Below are 19,601 nucleotides of genomic sequence, written 5' to 3' on the forward strand. Positions count from 1 at the left end.
GGTGGTCTCATGCATCGGAAATCCGGCGCGTCCGCAGGCGGTCCCGGTTAGACTCCCGCATCAAGCCATCGAGAAGGAGAGCCGCATGGACGCACCGGACCGTTTATCTGAATCCTCTAAGCCGGGACGCATCAGTGAGCTGATGTCCGCGTTCGAGGATGAGCCGCTTGCCGACGTCATCGACCGTTTGATCTGGAATGGCCGCCGCTTGGACGCCACTGCGTTCGAGCGGTATGCGGCGCGCGAGATGGAGGCGGCTGATGCCCCGCGGCTGCGCCGCATCAGCGCGCAGTATCCTCTTCGCGGTATGCGTCTGGACAACGGATCCGCATGGATCGCCGTGCCTGATGGGATGCCTGCCGAGGACCGCATGGTCGTGCATGCCGTGGAGGCCGCGCTCACGCGTCTGTTCGCCGCGGATGCCGTGGCGTGCTCGCTGGATGATGGGCAGGGTCTCCTCACCACGCTCACCGATGCCGATCTCGGTGAGATGGACCCACTGATCCTCGGCGGTTGGCGCGAGCGTATGCGGTTCGCGCGCCGTCAGGCGGATCTCGACGTCGACCGCTATGGGCAGTGCGGGGACGATGGCGACTGGGGTGCGATGCTCAGGTGCTGTGCGATCAGCGAGTCGACCGTGCTTCCGCTGCACTATGAGTATCGCTGCGACTTCGACCGTGCGTCCGGTACGATGGGCATCGTGTTCCAGGCGCCCGAGGCTGGCCAGTTCAGTCGGTATGTCTACGACGGGTGTGGCGGATGGAGTCTGCTTTCCGATGAGCGGCGCGCGGCATGGGCGTCCGCGTACACGCTGCTGCTTGCGGGCGTTGTGGCGCAGATCGGTTTCAGCGCGCATGCCGCTACGCGTACGGTGTGGGTCACCGCATACGCGGATTCGGTGCAGCGGATGGATCGGCCCGTCGTGAGCTTTACCGTGGACCGTGCGAGTTTCGACGCGCGCATTGCGCCGCAGTATGCGGCCGGGCTGGATGATGCGGTTGTGGATGGCGACGCGGCGGCGGCCTTGCGTGTCCTGCTTGCCGCGGGTGCATGCAGCGTGCGACTTGATGCGCTCACCGGCGAGCTGGACGTGATACAGCCGCTGCCGCTGCCGCAGCCGCTGCTCGACGGACGCATCCCGCTGTGGAGGGACAACCGTGCGCTGCCGACGAATCTGCAACGTCGGCTGCATGCGCTCAACGTACGCTCATTGGACACCGAACATGATGACGGGGTCGTCACCTATGGGCAGATTGCACGGATTGAACAGGAGAACCGGGACCGCCCGCTCATCATGGAGGCCGAGCTTGAATCGGCGATCGCACGGATCGAATCGACGATGCCCGACGATGGCAAACAGCCGCTGTTCTGTGAGCATGCGCACGAACGTGCGGCGGTCGGCATGCTGTTCGCCCCGCCGTCCACGATCTACAGGCGCGTGCCGAAGTCGCTGTATTACGCGCATCTGGCGCTCGCGAACCTCTACATGAAGGAGGGAAGCGTACAAGCGGCGCTCAGGCATGCGCACGCGCTTGTGGAACTGGCTCCGCTCACCGCGGCGTCGTATTCCACGCTGGCGCTCGTGGTCTGGAGGACGACCCACGACGCCGATGCGGCGATTCATGCGTTCCGCACGGGGCTCGCGCATGCCGTCACCTTGCGCGACCGCAGTCTGCTGTATCTGCATCTGGGCTATCTGCTCGCCGATGTCGGCAGGAGCGCACTCGCGCTCGCCTGCGTGCAATGCGCGCTCGACGGCGACCTGCCCTATGACGAGATCGACGACGCCATCGAGGTGTTCCTGCGACTGCGTGCGCGGCTCGGGCGCGAGCAGCCGTTCGACGACGACGAGAGGGCGCAGCTGCTCGGCGCGCAGGAGCTGGACATCGACGAAACGTCCAAAGCCTGGATGTTCGCCCGAGGTGCCGCCGAGGAGCTCGCCGACTGTGGTTTCAAGTATGCGGCCGGCGTGTCCATGATCGCGGACAACGATCTGATGCGCGCATTGAGCGCCAGCCTCCGGTACGGCATGCTCAAACCTGCGACGGTGGATCAGGCCGCACGCGGTCGGCGAGCGCAATCCTGAAGACGGGCGCGGACGCCCTTCGGCATGGGCCGGCCGCGGCGCACATCACGGCCGGCCCATGCTCATTGGTTTCTGCCCGCAGGCATGCCTTGGGCTCCCTGATACGCGTTGCGCAGCCGGATAAGGTCGCCGCTGTCGAACACTGTCACGTCGGATGCGTCCATGGTGGACGCATCGTCGGTATGCGCGTCCGCATCGTCCGGCCACGCGCGCCCAGAGCGGAATTCCTTGAGCATATGCCCGTCGGCGCCGGCGAAGACGAACCCTTCGATATGCTCGCCGCGGTAGGTGTAGTCGTCGCGGATGATGTCGACGACGAAGGCACGCGCCGCATCCTCGTCCCCGAATACCGTCACGCGCTCTTTGACCGGCACGCCAAGGCTTTCTGCGAGCGTCGCGAGTTCGTCGTAGTCGCATAGTTCCCGGAATTCGAAGTTGTTGCGTACCGCGTCGAGCAGGTAGGCGGTCGTCTTGGGGTATTCGATGATGTGCTCGTCGTGTGTTTTGTCGCATACTTCGAACAGCGGTGTGGCGTTGTGTTCGCGGCAGTATGCCTTGAGTTTGCCCTGTGTGGTGACGATGATGCCGTCGTCGCGCGCGCCGACGACGTCCGGCGGCCCATATGCGCCGCGCATGCGGACCATCGGCGCATCCGTGTCCGCGTCGTACGCGCGATGCGGCTACACTACTGAAGCAACGTCGGGCGAGGACGCCCGGTCCGTATCCGACCAAAGGAGGGCATCATGTTCGGAGCGATCATCGGCGACATCGTCGGCTCGAAATACGAGTGGAACCCGATCAAAACGAAGGATTTCCCGCTGTTCTCCGACGGCTGCCGTTTCACCGACGACACGGTGATGACCTGCGCCGTGGCCGAGGGCATCATGAACGGCGGGGGCGCCGACGATTTCATCGACGCGATGAAAAAGTACGGCCGCATGTACCCGAACGCCGGATACGGCGGCCGCTTCCGGCGTTGGCTCGCCTCGGACAGCCGCGAGCCGATCGGCAGCTTCGGCAACGGCGCCGCGATGCGCGTCTCCCCCTGCGGCTGGATGATGGACTGCGGATTCATGGCGCGCACCGGCTTCATGCCGATCGTCGGCCGTCAGCTGGCCGAACGTTCGATAGCCGTGACGCACGACCATCCCGAAGGCGTCAAAGGCGGCATGGCCGTGGCCGACGCGATCTTCCTCGCCCGCTACTGGTTCGGCGGCTGCCACGGCGAATTCGAACACAGCATCGCCGACGATCCGGCCGAATGCAAACAACGCATCCGCGACTACATCAACCACGAGTACGGCTACAACATGAGCCTGTCCGTCGACCGCATCCGCCCCGGCTACCGTTTCGACGTGACCTGCCAGGGGTCGGCGCCCGAGGCGATCTGCTGTTTCCTCGACTCCGACGGCTTCGAGGACGCGATCCGCAACGCCGTGTCGCTCGGCGGCGACAGCGACACGCAGGCCGCGATGGCCGCAAGCATCGCGCAGGCGGCCTACGGCATCACCGACGACATCGCCAAGCAGGCGCTCTCCTACCTGCCCGGCCCGCTGCGCGACGTGCTCGAACGCTGGGACGACTTCTACCGCGAGCGCGACGTGCCGCCGTTGTTCTTCGAGCATCGTCCGTTCGCGGCGTAGCTCATGTGTCGATGCGGGTGATCTTACACAATGCCTTATTACGGTAGGTGAGGTCGCCGCGCGCGTCGAATCCGAGACGCTGCCAGAACATGTTGCCGGCGTCGTTGTGCGCGAAGACGACGAGGACGACCTTGACGATGCCTTCGTTCGCGAGCGCATGCAGCGTCGCGTTGACGAGTGCGGTGCCAATGCCTTGGTGTTGGCGTTCGGGGCTGACGGCGGTGTGGTAGATGTAGCCGCGTCGTCCGTCGTGCCCTGCGAGGATGGCGCCCTCGATGACGCCGTCGTCGTTTTCGTGGACGAAGCTGGTGGTGGGGTTGCGTTGGAGGTATCTGGTGATGCCCTGGCGTGAGTCATCGATGGTGTTGAGTCCCATGCCGGGGCATGAGGTCCAGCATGCGACGACGGCGTCGTAGTCGTCAGGTGTCATGATGCGGATCATCGGGGTTCCTTTGGGGGTTCTATTTCCTCTTCAGTTTAAGGGCTAGCCTTACAATGCCGAATACTGCTGCCGGCAGTAATGATGTGCCGATTTTCGCAGCGGCTCCCACCCAGTCTGCCGCCTGTGCGATGCAGTCGTCACAGCGGTCCTGCTCGTTCTTGCTCGGGATCGGCCCTCCACATTCCGCACAGTTTCTTTGCTCACGAGTGTTCATGATTCCTCCTTGTCAGTTTGTTCTTGGTCTATTGCGGTTGTCTCGTTCCTTACATGGAGGCTTGGCAGATCATCGTCGTCTGTCTTGTCATCTTGGTTTTCCTCCGCTGTCTCGTCGTTCCGCATCGGACGATAAGTTTCAAGCAGATTCCTCGGTATGTCTTCGCCTGCCGTCAGCGCGCTGAACTGTAAGATGCGTCGGGCGGCGTCATCAATCTCATCGACGACGTCGGGGCGTTTCTGCGCTCTCGGCAGCCTCGAGTCAATCCTGAGGATCGTGTCGCGGTCGTCGAGCCGCTCCCTCTCGATGAAGTCCGCACATTCCTTCAGCACGTACCGTGCGGCGTCCATGTCGCCGAGCGCCACGTGGCCCGCGGTTTCCACGCGGACGCAGTTGAGGATGCCGGCGATATCGTCGTATGCCATGCGTGCCTCGGTGATTCTTTGCGCTTCCCTCCACTTCCGACTTCTGAAGATGCGACCGTCTTTACAATCCTGAATGAATACCTGCCATAGGCTTCGGTCAGCGCTGTCTTCGATGAGTTGCAGGCGATCATGGAAATGACGCATGAGGGCGTGCTTGGCCTCAGTGCCCGTTCCGATTGCCAGCATGATTTCTTGTTCACGTCTGCGCCCGTCCGTGATCTTCAACGCCTGATTGAGCCGATCCCATGCGGCATCCGCCTTGGCGAGCCGATCCTGCTGCAATTCGCCGCGAATCTGTACGATCTGTTCGTGGATGTCCTCCAGCTGTCCTTGAATCATCGCGAGCGTGGCCTGCGTTTCCAAATGCTGCAGGTTCCTGAGCAGTTGGGGTTCTGTCGTGACCTCCTTAAGCCGTATATGGTGACAGATACGTCCTTTTTCGCCTCTCAATTGCGCCATGGTCTGGCCTGTCTTGTCTATGACGAAGGTAACCTGTCCTTTCACGAGCAGCTTCTTGTAGTATTCGGGGATGTCTGCGACCAATTGCGCCTCATCATGGTGCGCCATCTCACGCACGGCTTCGGCGAATGCCGGCAGCGTGGTCCGCACTTGCTCCCATCTGAGCGCCTTCCAGATTCTCCTATTGGTTTTAGGGTTGATATCCACGAGTGTCGTGCCCATTTTCTTGCCAACCGGATCCCAGCGTTCGATTTCGAGCTGCAGTTGCGGTGCAGGTTCGTAGGTTTCCTGCGCGCCGATGGGGCGCGTCGGATCGTCTGCGACATGCCCGCATTCGGGACATGCACACGCCGTGGCTGCGATGTGCGTGCCGCATTCGGGACATTGGATCATGGGCATGATGCGTTCCTTCCCTGACGTCGTCGTCGATCGGCTTCCCTCATAACCGTCCGCGAGCGCATGCGCCGTTCGTGGACGGTCCGTCGATGTTGAAGCCAGTATACCGATTTATCGAATGCGGCTTTCCCGAAGGGTCTCGTTGCGGTTACGCGCGTCCATCGCAGGTCGGCAGTTTTTTGCGTGTCGTGTGATGTTGGCTACACTGAGACCAGCTGCACAGGGACGATTCGTGGAGGAGATGCGATGCGGGAGCGTTGGGGTGTCGAGCGTGAGCAGCAGGACGCCCGCTATCGTCTCTCATTCACCGTCGGCGGTCTGCTGATGCCGCAGGGCGTGGTGTGCGCACGCCGCTTCGTCGATTCCCATCCGCGGCCGGATGCGCCGGACGCTCCGGTGGGTGAGTCAATCGTGTCCATTCGTGACGAGGTTGTCGATTCCAATGCGCTGGCGATCCGTACCGTATCCGCGAACAAACGCGTCACGGCGGAGGTGTGCAAGCGGCTGAGCGCCCTGTCCTACGCGGAGCTTGGGTTTTTGGCTTCGGATGACGCCTCGCCGCAGGATCGTCGTTATCTGATGTGGATTGCGATGTGCCGGTACTACCTGTTCATCGGCGAGTTCGCCTCCGAGGTGCTTCGCGAGCGCTTCCTGCTCGGCGAGACGATCTCCTATGCCGACTATGACCGGTTCGTGCTCGACAGGGCGTCGTGGCATCCCGAATTGGAGTCGCTCAGTGCGGCGACGGCGACGAAGCTGCGTTCCAACCTATTCAAGGCGATGCGTGAGGCCGAGCTCACCGTCCGTGATTCGCATGGTGCCGATGTGCCCGTCACTGCGGTACCCGGCTCCACGCTGGCCGCTCTGCTGGAGCCCCATGCCGATTCCCTGCGTTTCCTCCCTTCCCGCGATTCGATGAACTGAGGTCATATGAGCACCACTGGTTTTCCACATAACGAGCGTTCCGCGTCGGCTGACACATATGACGTCGCAAAGGATTTCGAACATGTGTTCGGCGTCATGGCGCAGCCGTCGTTCCTGCACATGACCGGTCTGGGCGGCGAGCAGGCGTTCTACATCTGCGACTATCCGGCCTCCCATGAGCTTGAGGTGCGTTCGTGCATCGACGCATTGGTCGCGCGGTTGCGCACGACGCGCTATGCGGACGGTTCCCCCGCGCCCAGCATCCTGCGCATCGACCTGTTCGAGACCGTATGCGACTTCCTAGGAAGCCGCCGCATGTTCGAACGCATCCTCGACTTCGAAGCGCGCCAGCATGAGCCGGTCTCCTCCGATCCGATGCAGGACCGCTTCCTCCATGTGCTCGTCGACATGGTGAACGCCACAACGAACAGTCTGTACGACTTCATCGCCAAACGCTACGAGCAGGCGCTCACGGACGGCGAGGCGGACATCGTGTTCGTCACCGGCATCGGCGCCGTCTACCCGTATGTGCGCGGCCACACGCTGCTCAGCAATCTGCAGGGGCGCATCGAGTCCAGCCCGCTTGTCCTGTTCTTCCCCGGCACCTATGCGCAAAGTTCCCCTACTGGCTCGCTGTTGAACTTGTACGACCGGATCGACGCCGAGAACTACTACCGGGCGAAAAACATCCGGGACATGGAAGTCATCGGCTGACGGCTGGCGCCCGACCAAACCCGGACGTCCGACACATCAGCCAACCGCCACACCATACATTCACCACACGCAACCACAACGAGAAGAGGGACCACATGGAAGAGACGACCGAACTCAGGGGCATCTTCGCCAAGGACATCGACCGTCGCATCAACGGCGTCATCAAGGCGCACGACGACCGCGCTCTGGGCCAGGAGATCGACGAATACGTGCTGACGAACGAGATCCAGAACAATCTCGTGAAGTTCCTCGAAGCCTACGACGACCGGGCCAACCAGGTGGACAACGGTGCATGGATCTCGGGTTTCTTCGGCTCGGGCAAATCGCACCTGCTCAAGATGCTCTCCTTCATCCTCGGCACCGTACCCAAAGCGTTGATCGACAAGAACGGCGACCCGCGGATCCCGTCGCACGAATCCATCGTGCGCACGATGATGCGCAAGGCGCATGAACAGGACAACCTCGAACTCGAAGGGCTGCTCGAACGGTCGCTGGCCATCCCGGCCACGTCGATGCTGTTCAACATCGACCAGAAGGCGGACAAGAGCAGGCAGGCGCCGCTGCTGTTCACGTTCATCGACGTCTTCAACGCCGCATGCGGCTACAGCGGGAGCAACCGCGGCGTGGCGCGCTTCGAGCGCGACCTCGACGCCAACGGCAAATACGAGGCGTTCAAGCAGGCGTTCGAAGCCCGTGCCCGCAAATCATGGCAGGAGGGACGCGACGAGGCGATCCTGTGGGATCCGGAGATCGGACAGGCCTATGCGGACGTGACGGGCGGCGAACCTCAATCCGATATCATCGGCCGCTACGAAAACGGATTCACGGCGAGCGTCGACTCGTTCACCGATGACGTGGCCACATGGCTCTCCCACCAGTCGCCCGACCATCGTGTCCTGTTCATGGTCGACGAGGTCGGCCAGTTCATCGGCGACGACACGCACCGCATGCTCGACCTGCAGTCCATCGCCGAGGATCTGAACACGAAGACGGGCGGACGCGCATGGATCGTCGTCACCTCCCAGGAGAACCTCGACACGATCATCAACGACCAGAACGCCCGTCAAGGCAACGACTTCTCGAAGATCCAGGGACGCTTCTCGATCAAGCTCAAGCTCAACAGCGCCGACACGACCGAAGTGATCCAAAAGCGCCTGCTCGACAAGAAGCCGCAATACGTCCCCGAACTCGAGGATCTGTGGGAACGCAGGCACGACGACATGCGCACGCTGTTCGAATTCAACGCCGACACGCGCTTCCAGAACAACAAGGCCGGCGACGAATCGGACTTCGTCGCCTCCTACCCGTTTCTCAACTACGAGTTCGGTCTGCTGCAAAGCTCGTTCCGTGCGATGAGCGATTTCGGCATGTTCAGCGGCCGGCACTCCTCGGTCGGCGAACGTTCGATGCTGTCCGCCTGGAGCGCGACGCTGCAGGAGACCGCCGACCGGCCACTCGGATATCTCGTCCCCTTCGACAGCCTCTTCGAAGGCATCAAGGACATCCTGCAAAGCTCGCAGACCCACCGCATCTTCGAAGCAAAATACCGGCTCAAGCCAGACGTCAATGAACTCGGTGTGCGTCTGCTCAAAGCACTGCTCATGGTCAAACACATCAAGGGCTTCAAGGCGACGCCACGCAACCTGCGCATCCTACTGACCGATGGCTTCGACGTAGATGTCACCGACCTTGAGCGGCGCGTCATCGACACGCTCGCCGTGCTGGAACGGTACACGTTCGTGCAGCGCGTCGACGACACCTACGAATACCTGACCAACGAGGAGCAGGACGTCGAACAGGAGATCAAGAACACCGACATCGACGACAACGCCGTGACGAAATACCTCAAGGAGACCTTCACCGCCGCAGTCGATTCCCAAAGCGTCGTGCACGGCGCCCAGCGCACGCCGTTCAGGTACACGCTCAGCATCGACGGCGTCGCCCAGGGACGTACCGAACCGATCGGACTGGACCTGTGGACGCACGTCGCCGAGGACTCCGAACTCGTCCGCCGCACGATCGGCGACACCCGCGCGATCTCGCTGCTGTTCGACCAGAGCGACACCACCCTGTACAACGACATCCGCCTGCTCGTCAAGGCCGACACGTTCATCAAGCACAACATCGACCCCACGGACAAGACCTCGACGCGTCAGGTCATCATCATGGCAAGGCAGGCACAGAAGGAGAAGCAGGAGAAGAACATACGCGAGCGCGTGCGCCGCGCGATCGAGACGGGCACGTTCTACTACAACGGCAACACGATGGACGTGGCCGGATCCGACATGAAGACCCGGATCACGACGGCGATGGACGACGTGGTCAGGAACCACTACCGCAACTATTCGATGCTCGCCGACTTGGTGTGCGACGACGGGGACATCGAACGCTACCGTGCCATCGGCGCCGACGAGGAAGACGACAGGCTCGACGGCACCAACGGCGCGATGCGCACGATCACGCAGATCGCCGAGGACATCGTCGGCACGCTCACGCGTGAGGCCAAGCTCAAGCGCACCGTGAGCGTCAAGGACCTCATCGACCACTACCATGAGGCCCCTTATGGCTGGCCCGACGGGATCGTCGTGTGCATGCTCGCCTACCTGTATGGGGCGCGCCGCATCGAACTGAGCATCGACGCGCATCCGATCGCGAACACGCAGCTCGTCGAGCTGCTGCGCAACACAAGGAAACACGGATCGATCATCGTCACGTTGCCCCGGCAGATCGACGCGGCGCATGTCAAACGACTCGAGAAGTTCGCCCGCACGTTCCTCGACATGTCCCGCGACTCCGGCGTCGACGTGCAGCGCTTCGCCGAACAGGTGCACGAGCGCATCGGGGAGCGTCTGGACGAGCTCAAGACGCTCAGAACCGCCCACGCGGACTGCGCCGCGATCGTCGCCCAGCTCGACGACCCCATCGACACGCTGTCCTATTTGGCGCGACAGAACGCACCATGGATGCTGGAGGGGTTCACCGCCCCGGGCAGCGACCAATGGTACGAGAAGGCGCTCGAGGAGGACGAGGATGTCGTCCGCCCGATCCTCGAGTTCTTCCGCGGCAAGCAGTTCCAGACGTATGCGGAGTGCAGACGCTGGCTTGACGACAACCGACAGAACATCGCCGTATGCGCCGACGGCACCGAGACCTTGCGCGAACAGGCGCAGGCGCTGCTCGACGATCCGAACGTCTACCGCGGATCCAAGACGAAGCAGCTCAGGACGATCGTCGACGAACTCAAGCAAATCGTCGACGAGCAGGTCGAGCGCGAACGCGAGGCCGCGCTGGCCGGCATCGACACGACCATGACCGAGCTGAAGGCCTCCCCCCAGTACCGCGACGCCACCGACGACGCGAAACGCGAGGCGGAACGCAGACTGGAAAACGAACGCATCTGGTTCGAGACCGCTTCCGATATCGGCACGATACGACTGCGCGAGCAGAGCGTGTCCGACCGTCTGCGCCCGGAGCTGTACAACTATCTGGGCCAGCATGTGCAGACGCCGGCCGTCGCCGAACCGGCACATGACGAACAGACGCCGAATGCGCATACGCCTGATGGGCACTCCTTGGTCCCGGAGCATGCGCCGCAGGCCGCAGACAAGCCGGCCTATGCCCATACCGTCTCGATGAGCTCCGTCGGCAAGCCGGAAGGCTTCACGGTGCTCAGGACGAAGGACGACGTCGACGCGTACCTCGACGCGTACCGCCGTCGGCTGATTGCAACCATCGAAGAAGGAAATGAGATCCTGCCATGAACACGAACCAGCTGCAACGATTCGCCGCCGACGCGCGCGCCTCGCTGATGAGCGCGATCGAACCGCGCGTGCGGGAGGCGCTGGATCCCCATTCGGCGTTGCATGCGGACAACAGGGCCGCCTGCGCCCCTCTGCTTGCCGGCGCGCCGGATCCCATGGACCGCAAGGCCTTCGACGCCTATGCGGAGCAGATCACCGAACGGCACGCATACCGGTGGTTCGACCGCATCATCGCGTTCCGCTACATGGACGTGCACGGCTACACGTTAACGCCGGTCGCCTCCCCGACGGATCTGACGAACGCCACCGGCGTCCCCGCGATCCTCGCCGCTGCGATGCGCAGCGACTACGACGACCGCGTCTTCGGCCCCACGATCCGCACGAACGAGGCGATCAAAACGCGCGTCGAGGCGATCCTCAACGGCGACATCATGAGCGCCGACCCGCAAGGCGCCGCCTACGGCCTGCTCATGGAGGCCGCCTGCAACTACTGGCACGCCTTCCTGCCGTTCCTGTTCGACGAGCCGAATACGCCGGAGAACGCCCTCGACGTCGTGCTGATGCCACGGGACCTGCTGACCGACGGTTCGCCGCTGCGTGAAGCGGTCAGCGTGATGACACCCGAGGCGTGCGGCGTGGGCGAAACGAGCGGCAACGTCGAGATCATCGGCTGGCTCTACCAGTTCTACATCGCGACACGCAAGGACGAGGTCATGGCCGGCTTCAAGAAAGGCCATAAGGCCGGCGCGGACGAGATCCCGGCCGCCACGCAGCTGTTCACACCCGAATGGATCGTACGCTACCTCGTGCAGAACACAGTGGGACGCCTGTGGATGCAAGGCCATCCCGATTGCACACTCGCCGAACATTGGGAGTACTACATCGCCCCCACCGCCAATGACCGGACGGCAAAGACCACTATCACGTCCCCCGAGGAGCTGACCGTATGCGACCCGGCATGCGGTTCGGGCCACATGCTCACCTACGCCTTCGACCTGCTCTACGAGATCTACGAGGACGAAGGCTACGCCCCCTCGGAGATCCCCGGCCTCATCCTCGAACACAACCTGTTCGGCATGGAGATCGACGAACGAGCCGCCCAGCTCGCCGCGTTCGCGTTGACGATGAAGGCGCGCGGACGCTCGCGCGGCTTCTTCCGCAAACAGGTGCGCCCGCACATCGAACAGATCAGGAAGATCGCATTCAGCGAGACGGAGACGGCCGAGCTCAATGAGCTCTATGACGTCACGTTACCGGCGGAATTGTGGAACACATACGCCGACGCGGACGTGTTCGGCTCGCTGATCCAAACCGACGCGATGCTCGCCGCCGTCGCCGACAACATCCACGAACTCGAGGCGCCGACGCTGTTCGCCCCCGACCTCATCGAACGCGGCGGCCGCGTGCTGGAACAGACCCGCTACCTGAGCCGCGCCTACGCGGCCGTCGTCGGCAACCCGCCATACATGGGCGGCAAGAACATGAGCGCCCAGCTCAAGCAATACGTCGAAGCACACTACCCGAAAGGCAAATCAGACCTGTTCGCCGCATTCATGCTGCGATTTGCCAGTTTGACAGAGCACAATGGCTATTGGGGAATGATCAATCTACCCTCTTGGTTGACGCTTTCCTCATTTGCTGGATTACGTACCTGGCTGTTGGGTAATCAATTCATCGCATCCTTCCTAGACCTCGGACGCGGCATATTCGGTTCCGACTTCGGCTCCATCGCTTTCGTATGTCAACAATCAGATTCTTCCAATCGTCTAGGCGTATATCGTAGGCTGTTCGAGCAGCATGTAGAAGTCAGACCGGTAGAGAAGATCCAGCAGCTATTCCTTGACCGAAACTATCACCGCTATGAGATGAATCAGCAGGAGTTCGCCCAGATCCCCGGCTCCCCCATCGTCTACTGGCTTCCAGAACCGATACTGAAAACCTTCAGCGAAGGAGAGCCTCTTAAAGAAATCGTTTTGCTCAAAAACGGAATGTCGACCGGAAATAATGAGTCGATGTTACGAGAATGGTTTGAAACAAGCTATTCGAACATTGATTTCCATTGCACAAATCAAGATGACGCAAATTCATGCGGTAAATCATGGTTCCCCTATAACAAGGGTGGTTTCTTCCGCAAATGGTATGGAAATATGCATAGTATCATTCGCTATGATCAAATCGGTCGAAATCGGATGGCAAAACTGCGCGGCTCACGCCCCAACAGTCCACACCTGTATTTTCTTCCATCAGTATCATGGTCAAAGGTATCATCCGGAAAGCCAGCATTTCGCATATATCCTAAGGGGTTTGTTTTCGACGTAGCGGGTTGCTCAATGTTTCCCAAACACCATCAAGAGTTGAAGCCGCTCCTATCTTTTGCAAATTCCACACTTACTAGCACACTTCTCACAGCGCTTTCACCAACCATCAATTTTGAAGCAGGACAGCTTGGACAACTTCCTTTTATCAATATCAAAGACTCCGATGACATAATTAATGATTTAATAAATGCTTCTAAACAGGATTGGGATTCTTACGAAACGTCGTGGGATTTCTCTCAACATCCTCTTATTTCAATTACGAACCAATCATTAACAAGAAATTTGCAAGAATGTGCTCATAATGCCATCACCCAATTTAACGCCCTTACCGAAGAACAGCGCGAGCGCGAGATCCGCAACAACGAGATCGTCGCCGAGGCATATGGCGTACGCGACGTCGTCGATTGCGACATCCCCATCGAACGCGTGTCGCTCAAGCGCAACAAGGCCTTCGCCTATTCGAAGGCAAGCCCTGAAGAGCGTGACACGCTGTTCACGCTCGACCTCGTCAAGGAGCTCATCTCCTATGCGGTCGGCTGCATGTTCGGCCGCTATTCGCTCGACGAACCCGGGCTGATCCTCGCCTCGCAGGGCGAGACGATCGACGATTTCCATGCCAAGGTACCGAATCCGTCGTTCGAACCGGATACGAACAACGTGATCCCGATGTGCGAAGGCGACTATTTCGACGACGACATCGTCGTGCGCTTCCGCAGGTTCATCGCCGTTGCGTTCGGCGCCGAGCATCTCGAGGAGAACATCGCATACATCGAACAGGTCCTGGGTAAACCGTTGCGCAAGTACTTCGCCAACGATTTCTACAACGACCATGTGAAGATGTATTCGAACCGTCCGATCTACTGGCAGTATTCGAGCCGCGCCGACGGCAAGGGCAACACGGACAAGGGCGCGTTCAAGGCTCTCGTGTATCTGCACCGCTACACGCCGTCGACGACGAGCACGGTGCTGACGTATCTGCGCGACTACATCGGACGTGTCTCGGCCTACGCCGCGATGCTCGAGAAATCAGATGCGGCCAAGGATCTGCGTGAGGCGGACCGGCTGCACCGCATCGTCGACGAGTGCAAGGCCTACGAGGACAATGTGCTGTACCCGCTGGCCGCACGCAACATGCCGATCGACCTCGACGACGGCGTGCTCGTCAACTATCTGCGCATGGGCAGGGCCGTGAGCACGATCAAGGCGATCGAGAGGAAACGCAAGGACGTCGAAACGTGGACCTGGCCGGTGCACCCGCTCGAACGGCAGTGACGGCGCCGACAGGGACACATGAGTCACATGGACAAGAAGACTTCAACGAAAGGTCGATACAGCGATGAGTGAACTGGATGCCGTGGCGGCGATGCTCGCGAAACGCTACGCCGAACCCGGCGAGCGTGGCCGCATCGTGTTCTGGCTCGACGAGGCTGGCGACTACGCCGACGAAGTACAGACGATGTTCGGCCCGGAGTCGCACTACGAGGAGCTGCGGGACGTTGCGGCCATCATCGGCGGCAAGACGCCGTTCACCGACCGGTACACGATGAGCGTGCTGCACCCCGACCGCAAGTTCGTCGTGTACCTGCACGGCAAGCAGCCGAAGGCCGAGGACGACTGGCTGCTCGACATGAAGCTCGCCTACGGTCCGGTCTTCTCCGCCGACCGCCTCTCGATGCTGCTCACCGAACTGGCGCCCGACGCCAGCGAGGGGACAAAGGAGGCATGGCTCGCCGTCATGCGCGCCACGCCGCGGTTCTTCGACTCCAAACAGCGGGTGGAGAAGCTCGCCGCACGACTCAACGCGCACGACGACGCACGGCAGCTGCAGGCGAAGATGATCGCCGTGCTCCTTGGCCTGCCGCGCGACCAGCACAGCCTGCAGGACATCTGGCGCGCTCTGCTCACTCAGGACGCCAAAGACGATGATTCGGGCATGCAGGCGATCGAGCAGATGGGATTGGCGCCCTTCCACTGGGCCGGCACCGAGGCGATCTACCGCTACCCCGCTTCGACGCGGGCTGAGGACGAACTCACCGTCAAGGACTTCAAGCTGTGGCTGCTTGGCCTCGCATGGCACGGCTTCGCCTCCCCCGAACACGACGAGACGTATTACGCCGGCATCCGGCGCGACTTCTCCGACTGGTGCCACGATGTACGGCTGCGCGACACGATGCGTCGCATCACGGACTCGGTCGGCGAGGATCTCGGCATCCCCTCCCAGGTCGACGACATGGACCTCGACGAGCTCGCCACGCGAGGCCTGTACCGGACGGTGGACGAACGGCTCATCGCCCGTCTGCTCGACAAACTCACCGACCGCTCCATCACGGACGCGGACGTGCAGCGCATCATCGACGGCAGAAAACCGATGCTCTGGTACGACGAGTTCGCCAAGGACTATCAGGCCATCGGCGCCGCGAGCGCGTTGCGCGCGACGCTCGACGCCGTCGAGGAACATATCGAACTGCAGTCGCCGACGCAGGGCTTCGACGCCTACACGTCGCGGTACTTCAAGGTGGATCAGGCGTATCGTCATTGCCGCGCAGCCCTCGACAAGGCCCCCGAGCTCGACGCCGGCACGCTCGGCAACGAGCTGGAGGACGACTATGTGCGCTTCCAGTTGGATCTGGGCGCCGCATGGCAACGGCAGCTGAACACGTTGGACATGTGGCGCATCAACGATGTGGCCAATCAGTGGGATTTCTTCACGAACAAGGTCGAACAGCCGTTCCTCAAGTCGGGTAAGAAGGTCGCCGTCATCATCTCGGACGCGTTGCGCTACGAGGTGGCCGAGGAGCTCACGCGGCGCATCGACGAGGAAAGCCGCTACACCGCCTCGATCGGCGCGCAGCTCGGTGTGCTGCCGTCCTATACGCAGCTCGGCATGGCGGCGCTGCTGCCCCATGAACAGCTCGCGTTCGACACGAGGTCGGCGAGCGCCACGTCGGACGGCCTTGTGCTGGCCGACGGGCATCCCACCGACGGCATCCCTAACCGCGACGCCATTCTGCAGACCCATGATGGTCATGCCGTGCAGGCCAATAATCTCCTCGACATGTCCACCGGCGAGGCACGCGAACTGGTGAAATCGTGCAACGTGCTGTACGTCTACCATGACAAGATCGACAGTACCGGCGACGAGACGCGCAGCGAAGACGGGGTCTTTGGCGCATGCGAAACCGCAATCACGACGCTCATCACCATCGTCAAGAAACTGGCGAACGCGAACGTCAGCAACTTCCTCATCACGGCCGACCACGGCTTCCTGTACCAACGCAGTAAACTCGACGCGGCCGAACGACTCAGCGAGACGCCGCATGGCGCCGCCGTCTGGATGAGAAAGCACCGCTTCTCCACAGGTTCGCGCCTCGTGCCCAACGAAGCGTTCATGACGTATACGGCACGGCAGGCGGGGCTGTCGAACGCACCGCAGGAGGGCGTCGCAATCCAGCTGCCGAATTCGATCCTGCGTCTGCCTCAGGGAGGTGCAGGAGTTAAGTACGTACACGGCGGCGCGGCATTGCAGGAGATCGTCGTGCCGGTCGTCGCCATCAACAAGGGACGTTCGGCGAGCGGCGACGTGCGGCCGGTGAACTTCGAGATCCAGCAGACCACGGAACGGATCACGACGGGACAGATCACCGTCGACTTCCTGCAGAACGAGCCGGTCGGCGGCAAGGTCCGCGAGCGCACCGTGTTCGTCGGACTCTACGGCATCGACGGGCATCGTGTGGAGACGCCTGTGTCGAACGAGGTGCCGCTTGCCTTCGATTCCACGTCGCCGGAGGCGGCGAACCGGCACCGTCCGGCCACGTTCGTGCTCACGAAGGAGGCGGCCCGGTTCAACGACAGGACGGTCATGTTGCTGTGCAAGGAGGCCGTGGACGGTTCGAGCGTACGCAGGACGCTGCCGCGCAAGGCGGAGTTCAAGCTCACACGCAACATCCATCTGGATGACGACGACATGTTCGCATGGGACTGAGGACAGGACTCGATTCACGAAAGGATGACCAATGAGCGATGAGACACAGAACGAACTGAGCGCCTTGGACGGGAAGATCACCGACACGTTCCCCCAGTACACGGTGCGCAAGGATCTGGCGGGCGACATCAAAGGCAACGCAGTCGTGCCCACCTATGTGCTCGAGTTCCTGCTCAGCCAGTACGCGACGACGACCGATGCGGCCAGCATCGAATCGGGTGTGCGGCGTGTGCAGGAGATCCTCGCCCAGCATTACGTGCATCGTGACGAGGCGACGCTGATCCAGTCGAAGATCCGCGAGAAGGGCCACTATCAGATCATCGACAAGGTGCAGGTGACGCTCAACGAGAAACTCGACCGCTACGAGGCGAGCTTCTCGAACCTCAACATCCGGCAGGTGGTCGTCGACCCGCAGATCGTGCGCAAGAACGAGAAGCTGCTCGTGACCGGCATCTGGTGCATCTGCCGCCTCGGCTACGCCTACACCGGCGAGAAGGACGAGGTGCCGTGGCAGTTGGAGAACCTCAAACCGGTGCAGATGACGACCGACGACGTGAGCAACTTCATCGAGGGACGCAAGGCGTTCACGACGGAGGAATGGATCGACCTGCTGCTGCAGTCGATCGGCTTCGACCCGCAGATGTTCAGCGACCGGGCGAAGCTGCTGCTGCTCGTGCGCATGGTGCCGTTCGTCGAGCGCAACTTCAACGTCATCGAACTCGGGCCCAAAGGCACCGGCAAGTCGCACATCTATTCGGAGTTCTCGCCGCACGGCATGCTCATCTCGGGAGGCGAGATCTCGGTGGCGAAACTGTTCGTCAACAACGCCACCGGACGTGTAGGCCTCGTCGGCTTCTGGGACACGGTCGCGTTCGACGAGTTCGCCGGCAGGAACAAGAAGGCCGGCAAAGAACTCGTCGACATCATGAAGAACTACATGGCGAACAAGACCTTCTCGCGCGGCGTCGAGCAGATCCCCGGCGAGGCGAGCCTCGTGTTCGTCGGCAACACCGACCATGACGTCCCCACGATGCTCAAAAGGGCGGACCTGTTCGAGGCGTTGCCGCCGCAATACCACGATCCGGCGTTCCTCGACCGCATCCACGCCTACATCCCCGGCTGGGAGTTCGAACAGATCCGTTCGGAGATGTTCACCGACGGCTACGGCTTCGTCGTCGACTATCTGGCCGAAGTGCTGCACAACCTGCGCGACCTCGACTACAGCGACCGCTTCAACCCGTACTTCGAACTCTCGTCGTCGCTGTCCACGCGAGACAAGGACGGCATCCGCAAGACCTTCTCCGGCCTGATGAAACTCGTCTACCCCTCCGGCGAGGCGTCGGCCGAGCAGATCGAACTGCTGCTGCGCTTGGCGATCGAGGGCCGCAAACGCGTCAAGGACCAGCTGTGCCGCATGGACGCGACGATGACACCGGTCGACTTCGCCTACACGAGGATTGGATCTGAAACGCCGATCGCTGTCAAGACCTTCGAGGAGATCGACTACCCGAAACTGTACTGGCGTCGACGCACCGACGACGAATCCGACGAGGACGACGGCACGATCCCCGAAGGCGCGTTGCCGGAAGCGGAGGAACCACAGGCCGCTGCTCCGAACAAGAACGCCGCGAATGCGCGCCCGGCGCTCTCCGCGGTGGAGCGCATGCAGGCGCTCGCGAAACCCGGCGAGGTGACGTTGGAGGAAAACGAGCGCGGCTACTCCTACAATAGGCTGTTCGGCCCGTATGTCGCCGGCGCGCGGCAGATCGAACTGACCGACCCGTACATCCGCGTCGCCCATCAGATGAGGAATCTGGCAGAATTCCTGGAAATGGTGCGCAACAACTCCGATCCACATCAGCGCGTCCATGTGCACCTGATCACGAAGGAGGACGAGGAGGCCTACCGGGCACGGCAGCAGCTGGAGATGCTCGGACAGCTCGAGCACAACTACACGCAGATGGGCATCGACCTGACATACGCCTTCGACGAGACGATCCACGACCGGCAGCTGCGCACCGACACCGGATGGAAGGTCTCACTGGGACGCGGGCTCGACATTTTCCAGAAAGGCAACGAATCCGACTGGCTCAACCCGCAGAACCGAATCCAGCAGATGCGCCGCGTCAAATCCTGCACATTCATCTACCGCAGGGACGATGACGCACTGACCGAGCAGGAGATGTAGGCAGAAACCGCCGTCGCCTCTCCCCTGTGAAAACGCTGTCATGGTGTAC

General features: G+C 61.6%; 11 protein-coding genes. 8 read left to right on the forward strand and 3 right to left on the reverse strand.

Annotated elements, in window-relative coordinates:
- The first annotated feature begins 85 nt into the window (after positions 1-85).
- Positions 86-2,086, forward strand: a complete 2,001-nt coding sequence (locus G606_RS0106935; protein ID WP_026645350.1) for a hypothetical protein — start codon at positions 86-88, stop codon at positions 2,084-2,086.
- 62 nt (positions 2,087-2,148) lie between these two features.
- Here the strand turns inward: G606_RS0106935 and G606_RS0106940 are convergent, their stop codons facing one another.
- On the reverse strand, positions 2,149-2,721 hold the full coding sequence (locus G606_RS0106940; RefSeq protein ID WP_165778683.1) for a T4 RnlA family RNA ligase: 573 nt from the start codon (positions 2,719-2,721) through the stop codon (positions 2,149-2,151).
- A gap of 108 nt (positions 2,722-2,829) precedes the next feature.
- On the opposite strand from G606_RS0106940, the gene G606_RS0106945 reads away from it, so the two are divergent.
- Entirely contained in the window at positions 2,830-3,729 is a 900-nt protein-coding gene (locus G606_RS0106945) for an ADP-ribosylglycohydrolase family protein (RefSeq protein ID WP_026645352.1), read from the forward strand.
- A gap of 1 nt (position 3,730) precedes the next feature.
- On the opposite strand, the gene G606_RS0106950 is transcribed toward G606_RS0106945, so the two are convergent.
- The gene (locus tag G606_RS0106950) at positions 3,731-4,159 is read right to left on the reverse strand and encodes a GNAT family N-acetyltransferase (protein ID WP_026645353.1); all 429 of its coding nucleotides are present in this window, start codon (positions 4,157-4,159) and stop codon (positions 3,731-3,733) included.
- 222 nt (positions 4,160-4,381) lie between these two features.
- Positions 4,382-5,668 (reverse strand): zinc ribbon domain-containing protein, encoded by a 1,287-nt coding sequence (locus tag G606_RS0106960; RefSeq protein ID WP_026645355.1) that lies wholly within the window; start codon positions 5,666-5,668, stop codon positions 4,382-4,384.
- 243 nt (positions 5,669-5,911) lie between these two features.
- Between G606_RS0106960 and G606_RS0106965 the strand changes: the two genes are divergently transcribed.
- The 6 genes from G606_RS0106965 to brxL all read left to right on the forward strand — a co-directional run bounded on the left by G606_RS0106965 (position 5,912) and on the right by brxL (position 19,552).
- On the forward strand, positions 5,912-6,589 hold the full coding sequence (locus G606_RS0106965; RefSeq protein ID WP_026645356.1) for a BrxA family protein: 678 nt from the start codon (positions 5,912-5,914) through the stop codon (positions 6,587-6,589).
- A 6-nt stretch (positions 6,590-6,595) separates the two neighbouring features.
- The gene (locus tag G606_RS0106970; RefSeq protein WP_026645357.1) at positions 6,596-7,303 is read left to right on the forward strand and encodes a DUF1788 domain-containing protein; all 708 of its coding nucleotides are present in this window, start codon (positions 6,596-6,598) and stop codon (positions 7,301-7,303) included.
- Between the two features lie 95 nt (positions 7,304-7,398).
- Positions 7,399-11,064 (forward strand): BREX system P-loop protein BrxC, encoded by a 3,666-nt coding sequence (gene brxC / locus G606_RS0106975; protein ID WP_026645358.1) that lies wholly within the window; start codon positions 7,399-7,401, stop codon positions 11,062-11,064.
- Positions 11,061-14,654 carry a BREX-1 system adenine-specific DNA-methyltransferase PglX gene (pglX, locus tag G606_RS0106980; RefSeq protein ID WP_026645359.1) on the forward strand — a complete coding sequence of 1,198 codons (3,594 nt, stop codon included), beginning with the start codon at positions 11,061-11,063 and terminating at the stop codon, positions 14,652-14,654. The genes brxC and pglX overlap by 4 nt, the downstream gene beginning before the upstream one ends.
- Before the next feature lie 64 nt (positions 14,655-14,718).
- The gene (gene pglZ / locus G606_RS0106985; RefSeq protein WP_026645360.1) at positions 14,719-17,364 is read left to right on the forward strand and encodes a BREX-1 system phosphatase PglZ type A; all 2,646 of its coding nucleotides are present in this window, start codon (positions 14,719-14,721) and stop codon (positions 17,362-17,364) included.
- A 31-nt stretch (positions 17,365-17,395) separates the two neighbouring features.
- Entirely contained in the window at positions 17,396-19,552 is a 2,157-nt protein-coding gene (gene brxL / locus G606_RS0106990; protein ID WP_026645361.1) for a BREX system Lon protease-like protein BrxL, read from the forward strand.
- Positions 19,553-19,601: the final 49 nt, after the last annotated feature.

Source organism: Bifidobacterium sp. AGR2158 (assembly GCF_000424225.1).
Classification (GTDB): domain Bacteria; phylum Actinomycetota; class Actinomycetes; order Actinomycetales; family Bifidobacteriaceae; genus Bifidobacterium; species Bifidobacterium anseris.

Excerpts from the sequence above, each read along its gene's own strand:
- G606_RS0106935 (WP_026645350.1), top strand. The coding sequence starts at position 86 with ATGGACGCACCGGACCGTTTATCTGAATCCTCTAAGCCGGGACGCATC.
- G606_RS0106940 (WP_165778683.1), bottom strand. The coding sequence starts at position 2,721 with ATGCGCGGCGCATATGGGCCGCCGGACGTCGTCGGCGCGCGCGACGAC.
- G606_RS0106945 (WP_026645352.1), top strand. The coding sequence starts at position 2,830 with ATGTTCGGAGCGATCATCGGCGACATCGTCGGCTCGAAATACGAGTGG.
- G606_RS0106950 (WP_026645353.1), bottom strand. The coding sequence starts at position 4,159 with ATGACACCTGACGACTACGACGCCGTCGTCGCATGCTGGACCTCATGC.
- G606_RS0106960 (WP_026645355.1), bottom strand. The coding sequence starts at position 5,668 with ATGCCCATGATCCAATGTCCCGAATGCGGCACGCACATCGCAGCCACG.
- G606_RS0106965 (WP_026645356.1), top strand. The coding sequence starts at position 5,912 with ATGCGGGAGCGTTGGGGTGTCGAGCGTGAGCAGCAGGACGCCCGCTAT.
- G606_RS0106970 (WP_026645357.1), top strand. The coding sequence starts at position 6,596 with ATGAGCACCACTGGTTTTCCACATAACGAGCGTTCCGCGTCGGCTGAC.
- brxC (WP_026645358.1), top strand. The coding sequence starts at position 7,399 with ATGGAAGAGACGACCGAACTCAGGGGCATCTTCGCCAAGGACATCGAC.
- pglX (WP_026645359.1), top strand. The coding sequence starts at position 11,061 with ATGAACACGAACCAGCTGCAACGATTCGCCGCCGACGCGCGCGCCTCG.
- pglZ (WP_026645360.1), top strand. The coding sequence starts at position 14,719 with ATGAGTGAACTGGATGCCGTGGCGGCGATGCTCGCGAAACGCTACGCC.
- brxL (WP_026645361.1), top strand. The coding sequence starts at position 17,396 with ATGAGCGATGAGACACAGAACGAACTGAGCGCCTTGGACGGGAAGATC.